Here is a 12910-nt window from a genome sequence, read left to right as displayed (position 1 = left end):
GTTTCACTTGGTTTCGCCTGCACACATATGATTTATGCCGCGCTCTTCCGGCAACTCGGCGCAAGCTGCCGTTTAAACCCCCTTAACGCACGACTGCAGGAGGGTTTTTTGTAAGATCGGCGCTTCTTTGTAAAGGTCGGTTTGGCGCAACACTTTGGCGTCCAGATAGCCGTCATTTCCCACGGAGCATGGTTTGGTGTCACCGCGGCTTGTTGGTTCCTGTTTCCCGCTTCCATGGCTGTTGGCCGGCGCGCTGTGCCTGTGTTCCGCCGCCTGGTCCCGCACCGCGCTGGAAAACACGGCCTTGCTGGGCATGAGCCCGGAACAGGTCACCGCCAGCTTGCCCGATGCGCAACCGGTGCGGTCACCGCGGCGCTTGCCCACCGGCGCACTGGGATCGCTGCGCGTGCCGGACGCGGCTTTCGAGGGTGCCCATTTCGAGCAGACCCTGTTTTTTGCGCAGCAAAAGCTCACGCAAATAGACCTGGTGTTGCTCAACCCCGCTTCCGGCCCCGGCGCCGACGAAGCGCTGAACCAGACCCAGGCGGCCTTGCTGCAGTCGCTGCGCGCCAGGCTGGGCCCCGAACTGGCGGCTTTCGGCGCCGCGCCGGGCGCCGTGGCCGACACGGCATCATGGGTCAGCGCGGACGCCGACGTGATGCTGTTCCGCTCGGGCCGGCCGGGCCATCCCAGCCTGCGCGTCGTGATCAAGCAGCGGCAGCTGGTGGATGCCGGCGAGCTCTAGGCCGGCAACCATCCTCAGGCTCAGGCCGCGCCGGCCTTCACCTTCAGCCGCCAGGCGTGCAGCAGCGGCTCGGTGTAGCCGCTGGGCTGCTCCAGGCCTTTGAAGACCAGGTCGCAGGCCGCCTTGTAAGCCGCCGAGGTGCCGAAGTTGCCGGCCATGGGTTGGTACAGCGGGTCGCCGGCGTTCTGTTTGTCGACCACAGCCGCCATGCGCTCAAAGGTTTCCGTCACCTGCGCCTGGGTCACCACGCCGTGCAGCAGCCAGTTGGCCATGTGCTGGCTTGAAATGCGCAGCGTGGCGCGGTCTTCCATCAGGCCGACGTTGTGGATGTCGGGCACCTTGGAGCAGCCCACACCCTGGTCGATCCAGCGCACCACATAACCGAGGATGCCCTGGGCGTTGTTGTCCAGCTCCAGCTGTTTGGCTTCGGGGCTCCAGGCCGGCGTGCGCGTCACGGGGATTTGCAGCAGGCCGTTCAGCAGGACGTTGCGCTCTTTGTTGGCGTCTATCTTTTCGAGTTCTTTCTGCACCTTGCTGACCTTGACCTGGTGGTAGTGCAGCGCGTGCAGCGTGGCGCCCGTGGGGCTGGGCACCCAGGCGGTGTTGGCGCCGGCTTTCGGGTGGGCGATCTTCTGCTCCATCATGGCCTTCATGAGGTCGGGCATGGCCCACATGCCCTTGCCGATCTGCGCCTTGCCGCGCAGGCCGCAGGACAGGCCCACCAGCACGTTGTTTTTCTCGTAGGCGGCGATCCAGGCGCTGGTCTTCATGTCGCCCTTGCGGATCATGGGGCCGGCCTGCATGGCGGTGTGCATCTCGTCGCCGGTGCGGTCCAGGAAGCCGGTGTTGATGAAGGCCACGCGGCTGGAGGCGGCGGCAATACAGGCCTGGAGGTTGACGCTGGTGCGGCGCTCTTCGTCCATGATGCCGAGCTTGACGGTGCTGTCCGGAAGGCCCAGCATTTTTTCGACGCGGCTGAAGAGTTCGGCGGCAAACGCCACTTCGGCCGGGCCGTGCATCTTGGGCTTGACGATGTAGACCGAGCCCTTGCGCGAGTTCTTGATGCCGGGCTTGCCCTTGCGTTTAAGGTCGTGGATGGCGATGGTGGTGGTGACCACAGCGTCCAGGATGCCTTCGGGAATTTCGCGGGTGGCGCCGTCGGCCGCCGTGTACAGCACCGCAGGGTTGGTCATCAGGTGGCCGACGTTGCGCACGAACATCAGCGAGCGGCCGTGCAGCGCGACGGGCTTGCCTTTGGGCGAGGTGTATTCGCGGTCCGGGTTCAGGCCGCGGGTGAAGGTCTTGCCGTCCTTGGTCACGCTTTCGGTCAGCGTGCCCTGCAAAATGCCCAGCCAGTTGCGGTAGGCCAGCACCTTGTCTTCGGCATCGACCACGGCCACCGAGTCCTCCAGGTCCAGGATGGTCGACAGCGCGGCTTCGACGACGAGGTCGCTCACGCCGGCCGCATCCGTCTTGCCGATGGGCGTGCCCCGGTCTATGCGGATGTCCAGGTGCAGGCCGTTGTGCTGCAGCAGCACCGACGAGGGCGCCGAGGCCTTGCCCTGGTAGCCGATGAACTGGGCGGCGTCTGCCAGCGTCGTGGTTTCCGCGCCCTTCTTGCCGCCTTTGAGCGTGACGACCAGCTTGCCGCCCTTGACGGCATAGCCGGTCGAGTCGATGTGCGAGCCCTTCTTGAGCGGCGCGGTGCGGTCCAGCACATAGCGTGCGTATTCAATCACCTTGGCGCCGCGCACCGGGTTGTAGCCCTTGCCCTTTTCGGCGCCATCGGTTTCGGCGATCACGTCGGTGCCGTACAGCGCGTCATAAAGGCTGCCCCAGCGTGCGTTGGCGGCGTTGAGCGCGTAGCGCGCATTCAGGATGGGCACCACGAGCTGGGGGCCGGCCTGCAGGGCCAGCTCGTCGTCCACCTTGGCGGTGGTAATGCTGACTTTTTTCGGCTGTGGCACCAGGTAGCCAATGCTTTCGAGGAAGCCGCGGTAGGCCTTCATGTCGGCGATGGGGCCGGGGTTGGCCTTGTGCCAGGCGTCGAGTTCAGTCTGCAGGCGGTCGCGCTCGGCCAGCAGGGCGATGTTTTTCGGGGCCAGGTCGGCCACGATGCCGTCAAAGTCTTTCCAGAAAGCGCTGCTGGCCACGCCGGTGCCGGGCAGCACGTGGTCTTCGATGAAGCGGTAAAGCCCGGTCGCGACCTGCAGGCGGTGGCTGGCGGTACGCGCGGTGCTGTCGGCGGCGTTGTTGGCGATGCTGGTGCTCATGGTGTTGTCCCTTTTTTCAGAAAACCAAAATAAAAATGAAAGCGGATTATTGGAAAGGCAGCGCGAGCACGTCGCGCAGGCTGCTGCCGGTGTACACGGGCTGCGTGCCCAGTTCTTCAAACGGAAGCTGGTAACGGTTGACCCACAGCGTGCGGTAGCCGTACCAGGTGGCGGCCAGTGCGTCCCAGCCGTTGCAGCTCACAAAAGCGATCTGCCTGGCCTCCAGCCCGGTGGCCGCAAGCCCCAGCGCGTAGGCCTCGGGGGCGGTCTTGTATTTGCGGATGCCGTCCACGCTGATCACATGGTCCAGCAGGCCCTCAAGCCCTGCCGAGCGGACCGCCACGCCCAGCATGGAGGGGTCGCCGTTGGACAGGATGCCGGTGACCACGCCGCGCGCCTTCAGCGCCTGCAGCACCTCCCGGTTCTCCGGAAAGGCCGACAGGTGGCGGTACTGGTTCATGAGCTGGTCTTCCTGGCCGGGCCCCAGGTCCAGCCCCAGGCGTTTGCAGGCATAACGCAGGCCGGCGCGCGTGAGCTCCCAGAAGGGCTGGTAGTGCGCGCCGCCGTTGCTGGTGGTCACCAGGCGGGTGTATTCAATCTGCTTGTCGCGCCAGAGCAGGCCGAGCGCTTCGCCTTTTCCAGGGAACAGCTGCTCGGCCAGCAAGCCCACGCTGTAGACGTCGAAGAGCGTGCCGTAGGCGTCGAACAGCACGGCGCGAAGCGCGGCGGGTTGATGGGAGCGAGGCTTTTCCATGGCCCTCTACTGTATTTGATACATGGACCGCGATTAATCAACGCGAAATCGCTTTATCCATGACTTAAACGTGCTCAATCCAAAAATTAACCGGATATCCCCACCCGTTCGCTCGTAAGCCGCCGAAAACAGATTTAAATAAATTGGCATAGCTCTTGCATCTCGTCTTGTACACAAGTATGGATGCTTTCAAGTGGTGCACATCTCCTCAACAATGAATCCTTCCGCACAGCCCGGCGTGCCTGGGCTGGCGGCGCAGCATGCTGGCGCGGACATTGCACTCGCGCCGCAGGCCTGGATTACCAGAACACCGTCCTTCTCCCCCGGCGACAGCGGCGCGTTGGCCGGGCTGTCTTTTGCCGCCAAAGACAATATTGATGTCGCAGGCGTGCCCACCACCGCCGCCTGCCCCGCCTTTGCCTACACCCCAACGGTGCACGCCGCCGTGGTGCAAAAGCTGCTCGATGCGGGTGCGCGGTTGCTGGGAAAAACCAACCTCGACCAGTTTGCCTGCGGCCTGAACGGCACGCGCTCGCCTTATGGCGCGGTTCCCAACGCGATCAACCCGGCCTATATATCAGGCGGGTCCAGCTCCGGCTCCGCCTACGTGGTGGCGACCGGGCAGGCGGACTTCGCACTGGGCACCGACACGGCGGGCTCCGGGCGCGTGCCTGCGGGACTGAACAACATCGTGGGCCTCAAGCCCTCCAAAGGTTTGATCAGTGCGCGCGGCGTGGTGCCGGCCGCGCAAAGCGTGGACTGCGTTTCCATCTTCGCGCGCACGGTGGCCACGGCCGCCCGGGTGCTCGAAGCGGCCATTGGCTATGACGCGCTGGATCCGTACTCGCGGACGCTGGCGATGGCCACCACGGCCTTTCCGGCCGGCTTTCGTTTCGGGGTGCCCTCGACGCTGGACTTTTACGGTGATGCGCTGGCCGAACAGGCTTTCGGCGAAGCCACCCTGCGCATGCAGGCCCTGGGCGGCGTGCCGGTGCCCGTCAACTTCGCGCCGCTGGCCGAAGCGGCCGCGCTGCTGTATGAAAGCGCGCTGGTGGCCGAACGCTACACCGCCGTGCGCGATTTTTTCGACGCACACGAAGACGCGGTGATTGAGCCGGTGCGCAGCATCATCGGCGCCGGCAGGCAGTACAGCGCCGCCGACCTGTATGCGGCCCAGACAAGATTGCGCGCGCTGGGCCAGCAGGCGGGCGCGATGTGGCATGACATTGACGTGCTGCTGTTGCCGACCGCGCCCACGCACTACACGCTGCAGGCCATGCAACGCGACCCCGTCACGCTGAACCGCCACCTCGGCACCTACACCAACTTCGTCAACTTGCTGGACTACGCGGCGCTTTCCGTGCCAAGCAGCCTGCGCCCCGACGGCCTGCCCTTCGGCATCACGCTGGTGGGGCTGGCGGGCAGCGACTGGCAACTGGCCGAACTCGGCCAGCGCTACCACCACGCCACTGGTTTGCCGCAGGGCGCCTCGAACGAAGCGCTGCCCGCGCCCGCGGCATTGCCGGGCATCAAGCCGCCGGCCACCGTCAGGCTGGCCGTTGTGGGCGCGCACCTGTCGGGCATGCCGCTGAACAGCCAGCTGACCTCGCGCGGCGCCACGCTGGTCGGTCCCGCGCGCACCGCGCCGGACTATCGCTTTTACGCCTTGCCTGGCACGGTGCCACCCAAGCCTGGGCTGCTGCGCGTGGCAGCCGGCGAAGGCGCGGGCATCGCATTGGAAATCTGGGAGATGCCGGTGCAGCACTACGGCTCCTTCGTCGCGCTGATTCCCGCACCGCTGGGCATAGGCACGCTGGCACTTGAGGACGGCGGCAGCGTCCAGGGCTTTGTCTGCGAACCGCACGCCCTGCAAGGTGCCAAGGACATCACGCACCTGGGCGGCTGGCGCGCCTATCTCGCATCCCTGGAGCCGGCCGCACCGGTATGAACTTGCCATTCTTTTTTTACCAACCCATTCATCCACCGCTTATCCATCACCCGCAGGAGCATTCCATGAAGCCCGTTCCAAAACCGCTATCCGCCTCTTCCGGCCCGGCACGCCGTACGCTGCTCAAGACCACGGCCGCCGGCGCGGCACTGGGAATGCTGGGCATGCCCGCCCTCCTGCACGCGCAGGGCGGACCGAAAATCCGCATCGGCTACTGGCCCATCGCCGCCGGTCTGCCGTTCTACTCGGCCATCGAACTGGGTTACTTCAAGGATGCCGGCCTGGACGTCGAGCCGCTGAAGTTCGCCGGCGCGCAGCAGGTGATGGAGGCGGTGCTCTCGGGCCGTGCCGACGGCACCGCCAATGGCACCGGTTCGGCCAACATCGCCATCGGCGAAATCGCCCAGCCCGGCACCTTCAAGATCTTCTGCTCCAACCCGAGCAATGTGAAGAACGTGCTCGACGAGGTGATCGTTCCGGCAGCCAGTCCTGCCAAGGTGATGGCCGACCTCAAGGGCAAGCGCGTCGGCAGCGGCCCCGGCATCCAGAACGTGACGCTGGCCAAAACCGTGCTGGAACGCGGCGGCGCCGCCGGCGCGACCGTGGTGGAGCTGCCCATCGGCCAGCATGTGGCCGCGCTCGCCGCCGGCCAGATCGACGGCGCCTACACGCTGGAGCCCACCGGCACCATAGGCCGCATAAACGGCAGCACCCGCGTGCTCGAAGCCGGTGTGATCGCGCGCTACGTGCTGGGCGACCCGATGGCGCCGTGGTTCGGCGGCTCGGCCTCGCTGTCCTCGGACTTCATCAAGAAAAACCCCGACGCAGCGAAGAAGTTCGTCGCCGCCTACGGCAAGGGCGTGGCCTACGTGCGCAGCAAGTCGGTTGAGGCGCGCCAGTACCTCAAAGGCTACACCGCCATTGAAGGCCCGCTCACGGGCGAGGTGCCGCTGGCCGCCTACACCATGTACAACGAATTCACCCCGGCCGACGTTGCGCACTTCCAGAAGTTCTTCGACCTGTTCTCCGAAAAAGGCATCTTCAGTTCGCGCCTCATGGTGGACTCCATGCTCTACAAGGGCTGAACGTCATGAGTACCACTTCCCCTGCGACGGCAGTGCCCGCCAAACCCTGGACGCCTCCAAACACCGCGCCGGCGGCCACCGCGCAGCGCAAGCCCGCGCTCGACAAGGCCTTGCCTTTCATCGGCCCGGTGGTGCTCTTCATCATTTGGGACCTCGCGGTGCGCCTGGGCTTCATCAAGGCCATCCTGCTGCCGCCTCCTATCGATGCGCTGAGCGCGCTGCTCAGCGGCCTGGCCGGTGGGCCGCTGCTCAAGGACTTCGCGGTCACCGTATGGCGCACGGTGCAGGCCTTCCTGATCGCCGCTGCGGTCGGCATGCCGCTGGGCGTGCTGCTGGGCAGCAATGAAAAAGCCTACCGCAGCGTGGAGTTCCTGATCGACTTCTTCCGCTCCACGCCGTCCTCGGCGTTGATCCCGCTGTTTCTGATGATTTTCGGCGTGTCGGACATCAACAAGGTGGCGATTGCCGCGTTCGGCGCACTGCTGATCGTGGTGTTCAACAGCGCCTATGGCGTGATCAACGCGCGCAAGCAGCGCGTGATGGCGGCCAAGGTCATGGGGGCCTCGCGCTGGCAGGTGTTCAAGGACGTGCTGATCTGGGAAAGCCTGCAGCCGAGTTTTGTCGGCCTGCGTTCGGCGGTGTCCATGGCGCTGGTCATCGTGATCGTCGCGGAGATGTTCATCGGGGCCGACACCGGCCTGGGCAACCGCATCATCAACTCGCAGCAGGTCATGAACGTGAAGGACATGTACGCGTCCATCCTGGCCGCGGGAGCCTTGGGCTATGCACTGAATATTTTGTTCCTCATCGCCGAACGCCGCATCGTGCATTGGAGTGGAAGATGATGTTGCCCCCACGTTCGCTCACTGCGTGTAGCTCTCTGCCCCCCGAGGGGGCCGCTGCGCCTGCGACCTGGCAAAGCCAGTTCCGCGGCCCCTGCTTGAAGGGGAGGTCTTCCTGCCTATTCTCCAATTGTGAAACTTGCTGGAGCGCGTCATGTCCGCTGTAATCAACGCCCCTGTCTTCGCCGATGTCCCGGTGCGCGAGTTCCAGCCCGGTCCGGCCGGCACGCACATCACCATACGCGGCCTCACCAAGTACTTCGCCGGTTGGCCGCTGTACGAAGACTTCAACCTGGACATCCCCAAGCACAAGATCGTCTCGGTCTTCGGACCCAACGGCTGCGGCAAAAGTACGCTGATCAACATGATTGCCGGCCTGATCCCGATCGACGCGGGCGAGATTCTGTTTGACGGCAAGTCGCTCAAGGACACCAAGATCGGCTACGTCTTCCAGAACTACCGCGAGGCCATGTTCCCGTGGATGCGCACCATCGACAACATTGCCTACCCGCTCAAGCTCGAAGGCAAATCCAAAGCCGAGGTCGACAGGCGCATGGCCGAACTCGTGGCCTCCTTCGACGTGAAGTTCGACCTGAACCGCTACCCCTATGAACTCTCGGGCGGTCAGCAGCAGACGGCCTCCATCATGCGGGCGCTGGCGCCCAATCCCGAGGTGCTGTTCCTGGACGAGCCATTCTCGGCCCTGGACTTCGAGATGACGCTGTTCATCCGCGAAAAGCTGCAGGAAGTCTTCATGCAGACCGGCACCACCATGCTGTTGGTCTCGCACGACCTGGAAGAAGCGGTGTACCTGGCCGACCAGGTGTTGCTGCTGACCAAGCGGCCTACGCGTGTGGCCGAAATTTTGCCGTATGGCGATGCACGACCACGCACGGTGGAAACGCTGTCAGAGGCCAGCTTCATCAGCACCAAGAAATTGAGCCTGGAAATCTTCCAGCGCGAGGTGAGGCGCTAGATGGAAGAAGCCGACGTCCTCGCCTACGTCAAGGCCGCGGCCGCGATGCTGCGCATCCCCGTGGACGATGCGCGCGCGCAGCGCGTGGCCGAGCACATGGGGCGCACGGCCGACATGGCGGCGCTGCTGCAGGGCGTGGCGATGGACGTGGATGCGGAGCCGGCGCAGGTGTATTGCCCGGCGCCGTTCCCGGATGAGGCGCAGCCGTGACGGCCGATCTGCTGCGATCCATCGCGCGCGGCGAGCGCAGTGCGGCCGAGGTGCTGGAGAGCTGCCTCGCGCGCATCGAGGACACCGACGCACGCGTCAACGCCTTCACGCACATCGGCCGCGAACGCGCCCGACGCGAAGCCGCCCTCATCGACGCGATGCGGGCGCGCGGCGAGCCGCTGCCGCGGCTCGCGGGCATGCCCTACGCGGTGAAGAACCTGTTCGACGTGGAAGGCGTGCCCACGCTGGCGGGCTCGAAGATCAACGCCGGCCACGCGCCGGCCAAGGCCGATGCGGTGCTGGTGCGGCGCATGCAGGCGGCCGGCGCGGTGCTGGTCGGCGGCCTGAACATGGACGAATACGCCTACGGCTTCACCACCGAGAACACGCACTACGGCCCCAGCCGCAATCCGCACGACCTGGCGCGCATCGCGGGCGGCTCCTCCGGCGGCTCGGGCGCGGCGGTGGCGGCGCGGCAGGTGCCGCTCGCGCTGGGGTCGGACACCAACGGCTCGATCCGCGTGCCGTCGTCGCTGTGCGGCGTGTGGGGCTTGAAGCCGACATTCGGGCGGCTATCGCGGCGCGGCAGCTATCCCTTCGTGCATAGCATCGACCACCTGGGACCATTCGCCGATTCGGTGGCGCACCTGGCGCTGGCCTACGATGCGCTGCAATACCCCGACGTGCTCGATCCCGGCTGCCATGCGCTTGCCGTTCAGCCGGCCGTGCCCGAGCTCGGGCGCGGCATCGACGGCCTGCGCATCGGCATGCTTGGCGGCTACTTCATGCAGAACGCCGGTCCGGCCGCACGCGAGGCGGCGAACACGGCCGCCAAGGCGCTGGGCGTGGTCGAGCTTGTGGAATGGCCGCATCCCGCGCCGGCGCGGGCGGCGGCCTTCATCGTGAGCGCGAGCGAAGGCGGCGCGCTGCATCTGGACGACCTGCGCACGCGCGCCGACGATTTCGAGCCGCTCTCGGTCGACCGCTTCATCTCGGGCGCTTTGCAGCCCGCGGCCTGGTATGTGCGCGCGCAGCGCTTTCGCCGCGTCTACCGCGAGCGCGTCAATGCGCTGTTCCAGGATTGGGACGTGCTGGTCGCGCCCGCCACGCCGGTGTGCGCGCCGGCCATCGGCACCGAGTGGCTGGAGATCAATGGGCAGCGCATGCCCTGCCGGCCCTCGATGGGCCTGCTTACGCAGCCGGTCTCCTTCGCCGGCTGTCCCGTGGTCGCCGCGCCGCTGTGGCCGCAGGCAGGCGCCGGCCTGCCGCTGGGCGTGCAGCTGATCGCGGCGCCGTGGCGCGAGGGCCTGGCCCTGCGCGCGGCGCTGGTGCTGGAGCAGCAGGGCATCGCGCACCTGAAGGAGCCATCGCTGTGATCGACGGCACGCAGATCAATCTTCCCGAGGTCATGGCCGAAGTCGAGGCCGTCTGCGCGCTCTACGAAGACGCGCTGGTGGGCAACGACGTTGCCGTGCTCGACGCGCTGTTCTGGAACAGCGCGCACACGCTGCGTTACGGCGCGACCGAGAACCTGTACGGCTACGCGGCGATCCAGGCGTTCCGGGCCGCGCGCCCCGCGCAGGGCCTCGCGCGCGCAGTGTCGCGCCATGTCGTCACCACCTACGGCCGTGACTTCGCGACTTCCAACCTCGAATTCCAGCGCGCGGGCGGCGTCCGGCCCGGCCGGCAAAGCCAGACCTGGATGCGAACGCCTGACGGCTGGCGCGTCGTCGCCGCGCACGTCAGCCTGCTTGCATGAATCCTGCTTGAACCACTTAACCACCGGAGAGAGAGTCCACCATGAGCAACCAGCACCATCCCAACCGCCGCGATTCACTCAAGGCCCTGGCAGCGCTCAGCGCCGCCGGCACGCTCGGATCGTTCAGCGAACTCGCGTTCGCGCAGAAGCCGATCACCGTCGGCGTGATCTACGTCGGCCCGCGCGACGACTACGGCTACAACCAGGCCCAGGCGCAGGCGGCGGCCGAGCTCAAGAAGATGCCCGGCATCAAGGTGGTGGAAGAAGAAAACGTGCCCGAGACCGCGGCCGTGCAAAAAACCATGACCGGCATGATCGCGCAGGACGGCGCGTCGCTGGTATTCCCGACCTCATTCGGCTACTTCGACCCTCACATGCTGGCCGTGGCCGCGAAATTCCCCGACGCGCGCTTCGCGCATTGCGGCGGCATGTGGACCGAGGGCAAGCACCCGAAGAACACCGCCAGCTACTTCGGCTACATCGACGAGTGCCAGTTCTTGAACGGCGTCGTCGCGGGCCACATGAGCAAGAGCGGCAAGATCGGCTTCATCGCCGCCAAGCCGATCCCGCAGGTGCTGCGCAACATCAACGCCTTCGCCATGGGCGCGCGCTCCGTCAAGCCGGGCATCACCACCAACGTGATCTTCACCGGCGACTGGTCGATGCCGGTCAAGGAAGCCGAGGCCACCAACAGCATGGCCGACCAGGGCGTGGACGTGTTCACCATGCACGTCGACGGACCCAAGGTGATCGTGGAGACGGCGGCCAAGCGCGGCAAGATGGTCTGCGGCTACCACGCGAGCCAGGCCAAGCTGGCGCCGCAGGCGTACCTTACAGGCGCGGAGTGGAACTGGCTCACCGCCTACACCACCTTCCTGGAAGCGGCGCGCAGCGGCAAGCCGCACCCCAACTTCATCCGCGGCGGCCTGAAGGACGGCTACGTGAAGATGTCCGCCTACGGCCCCGCCGTGACGGATGCGGCCAAGAAGGCGGCCGACGGCGTGAAGGCGCAGATGATGGCCGGCAAGTTCGACATCTTCAAGGGCCCGCTCAAAGACAACAAGGGCAAGGAAGTCATCGCGGGCGGCAAGGCGTTCAAGCAGACCGACATCGAGCTGGAGAAGATGAACTATCTGGTCGAGGGGGTCAACGGCTCGATCTAGTTTCGCCGCACCATGCGCAACAACTTCGCCAACATCCTCCTGCCCACCGCGGCCATCGCGGCGGCGCTGCTGATCTTCGGCGTGGTCGTCTGGTTCGCCGGCGTGAGTCCGGTGGAAGTCTGGCTGCTGCTGTTCAAGGGCGCGTTCGGCGACTGGTATTCGTGGCAGAACACGCTGCAACGCGCGGCGCCCTTGATGCTCACGGCCCTGTGCGTCGCCATCCCGGCGCGCGCGGGTCTGACGGTGATCGGCGGCGAGGGCGCGCTGGTGCTGGGCGGCTTGGCCTGCGCGTGGCTCGCGCAGGCATTTCCGTTGCCCGCGAACATGGCCGGGACGATTCTGGTCTGTGTCGCGGGCGCGGTCGCCGGCGCGCTGTGGATCGCGCTGGCGGGCTGGCTGCGGCAATACCGCGGCATCAACGAAACCATCAGCAGCCTGCTGCTCGCCTACGTGGCGATCGGTATCTTCAAGCATCTGGTCGAGGGCGCGCTGCGCGACCCGAGCAGCTTGAACAAGCCGTCGACCTTCGCGCTGGCCGAAGGCATACGCATCGGCGGCATCTCGGGCTCGGACGTGCATTGGGGCTTGATCGTCGGCGTGCTGGCGTGCATCGCGTCGGGCCTGTGGCTCAAGCTGACGCCGTCGGGCTTCGCAGTGCGCGTGGTCGGCGGCAACCCGCGCACGGCGCAACTGGTCGGCTTGCCGGCGTCGAAGTTGATCCTGTTCGCTTGCGCATTGGGCGGCGCATGCGCGGGCCTGGCAGGCGCGATCGAAGTTGCGGCCGTGCACACCAGCGCGAATGCCTCGCTGATCGCGGGCTACGGCTACGCAGGAATTTTGGTGGCCTTCATCGCGCGCCAGCATCCGATCGCGGTCATTCCGGTGGCAATTCTGTTCGGCGGTTTCGGCGCGGCGGGGAGCTTGTTGCAACGCCGGCTCGGCCTGCCCGATGCGTCGGTGCTGTTGCTGCAAGGCATCGCGTTCGTGCTGATCCTCGCGAGCGAGGCGCTGCGCGACATGGATTGGAAAGCGCTGTGGGCGCGTGTCGCCGGACCCAGCCCTGCGCAACCCTCGATGGGGGACAAAGTCGCATGAACACACACCATGTCATGCCGGGCTCGGCCCGGCATCTACGCCGGCTCACGGCTTCATTCG

At 66.1% G+C, this 12910-nt stretch carries 12 protein-coding genes; 10 read left to right on the top strand and 2 right to left on the bottom strand.

All coding sequences use genetic code 11. The annotated features are described in order from the left end of the window. Window positions 1-241: 241 nt before the first annotated feature. Window positions 242-745, top strand: a complete 504-nt coding sequence (locus AC1DXS_RS00855) for a hypothetical protein (RefSeq protein WP_477735706.1) — start codon at window positions 242-244, stop codon at window positions 743-745. A 20-nt stretch (window positions 746-765) separates the two neighbouring features. Here AC1DXS_RS00855 and AC1DXS_RS00850 read toward each other — a convergent pair whose 3' ends face one another. Beyond that, window positions 766-3018 (bottom strand): malate synthase G, encoded by a 2253-nt coding sequence (locus AC1DXS_RS00850; protein WP_477735705.1) that lies wholly within the window; start codon window positions 3016-3018, stop codon window positions 766-768. A 46-nt stretch (window positions 3019-3064) separates the two neighbouring features. Beyond that, a complete protein-coding gene (locus AC1DXS_RS00845; RefSeq protein WP_477735704.1) occupies window positions 3065-3772 on the bottom strand; it encodes a haloacid dehalogenase type II in 708 nt (235 codons plus the stop codon). A 214-nt stretch (window positions 3773-3986) separates the two neighbouring features. Between AC1DXS_RS00845 and atzF the strand changes: the two genes are divergently transcribed. The 9 genes from atzF (at window position 3987) to AC1DXS_RS00800 (ending at window position 12850) form a co-directional block, all read left to right on the top strand. Further along, a complete protein-coding gene (gene atzF, locus AC1DXS_RS00840; RefSeq protein ID WP_477735703.1) occupies window positions 3987-5720 on the top strand; it encodes an allophanate hydrolase in 1734 nt (577 codons plus the stop codon). A 65-nt stretch (window positions 5721-5785) separates the two neighbouring features. Next, window positions 5786-6805: an ABC transporter substrate-binding protein gene (locus AC1DXS_RS00835; protein WP_477735702.1), complete on the top strand. Its 1020-nt coding sequence runs from the start codon at window positions 5786-5788 to the stop codon at window positions 6803-6805. Window positions 6806-6810: 5 nt separating this feature from the next. Next, window positions 6811-7650 (top strand): ABC transporter permease, encoded by an 840-nt coding sequence (locus AC1DXS_RS00830; protein ID WP_477735701.1) that lies wholly within the window; start codon window positions 6811-6813, stop codon window positions 7648-7650. A 151-nt stretch (window positions 7651-7801) separates the two neighbouring features. Further along, entirely contained in the window at window positions 7802-8623 is an 822-nt protein-coding gene (locus AC1DXS_RS00825; RefSeq protein ID WP_457282331.1) for an ABC transporter ATP-binding protein, read from the top strand. After that, complete coding sequence (locus AC1DXS_RS00820; RefSeq protein ID WP_477735700.1) at window positions 8624-8833, top strand: AtzG-like protein; 210 nt, start codon at window positions 8624-8626, stop codon at window positions 8831-8833. Continuing rightward, complete coding sequence (locus tag AC1DXS_RS00815; protein WP_477735699.1) at window positions 8830-10209, top strand: AtzE family amidohydrolase; 1380 nt, start codon at window positions 8830-8832, stop codon at window positions 10207-10209. The genes AC1DXS_RS00820 and AC1DXS_RS00815 overlap by 4 nt, the downstream gene beginning before the upstream one ends. Then, on the top strand, window positions 10206-10592 hold the full coding sequence (gene hpxZ / locus AC1DXS_RS00810) for an oxalurate catabolism protein HpxZ (RefSeq protein ID WP_477735698.1): 387 nt from the start codon (window positions 10206-10208) through the stop codon (window positions 10590-10592). The genes AC1DXS_RS00815 and hpxZ overlap by 4 nt, the downstream gene beginning before the upstream one ends. A gap of 41 nt (window positions 10593-10633) precedes the next feature. Beyond that, window positions 10634-11755 (top strand): BMP family ABC transporter substrate-binding protein, encoded by a 1122-nt coding sequence (locus tag AC1DXS_RS00805; protein ID WP_477735697.1) that lies wholly within the window; start codon window positions 10634-10636, stop codon window positions 11753-11755. Between the two features lie 12 nt (window positions 11756-11767). Further along, complete coding sequence (locus AC1DXS_RS00800; RefSeq protein WP_477735696.1) at window positions 11768-12850, top strand: ABC transporter permease; 1083 nt, start codon at window positions 11768-11770, stop codon at window positions 12848-12850. Window positions 12851-12910: the final 60 nt, after the last annotated feature.

It is taken from the genome of Polaromonas sp. P3_B1 (assembly GCF_056402935.1).
The sequence above is the reverse complement of the archived record's forward strand: the minus strand, read 5'-3'. Positions and strand labels throughout refer to the sequence as shown.

What these genes read in the sequence shown, in the direction of transcription:
- AC1DXS_RS00800 (WP_477735696.1), top strand. Translation starts at nt 11,768, where the DNA reads ATGCGCAACAACTTCGCCAACATCCTCCTGCCCACCGCGGCCATCGCG.
- AC1DXS_RS00820 (WP_477735700.1), top strand. Translation starts at nt 8,624, where the DNA reads ATGGAAGAAGCCGACGTCCTCGCCTACGTCAAGGCCGCGGCCGCGATG.
- AC1DXS_RS00825 (WP_457282331.1), top strand. Translation starts at nt 7,802, where the DNA reads ATGTCCGCTGTAATCAACGCCCCTGTCTTCGCCGATGTCCCGGTGCGC.
- AC1DXS_RS00830 (WP_477735701.1), top strand. Translation starts at nt 6,811, where the DNA reads ATGAGTACCACTTCCCCTGCGACGGCAGTGCCCGCCAAACCCTGGACG.
- AC1DXS_RS00835 (WP_477735702.1), top strand. Translation starts at nt 5,786, where the DNA reads ATGAAGCCCGTTCCAAAACCGCTATCCGCCTCTTCCGGCCCGGCACGC.
- AC1DXS_RS00845 (WP_477735704.1), bottom strand. Translation starts at nt 3,772, where the DNA reads ATGGAAAAGCCTCGCTCCCATCAACCCGCCGCGCTTCGCGCCGTGCTG.
- atzF (WP_477735703.1), top strand. Translation starts at nt 3,987, where the DNA reads ATGAATCCTTCCGCACAGCCCGGCGTGCCTGGGCTGGCGGCGCAGCAT.
- AC1DXS_RS00805 (WP_477735697.1), top strand. Translation starts at nt 10,634, where the DNA reads ATGAGCAACCAGCACCATCCCAACCGCCGCGATTCACTCAAGGCCCTG.
- AC1DXS_RS00850 (WP_477735705.1), bottom strand. Translation starts at nt 3,018, where the DNA reads ATGAGCACCAGCATCGCCAACAACGCCGCCGACAGCACCGCGCGTACC.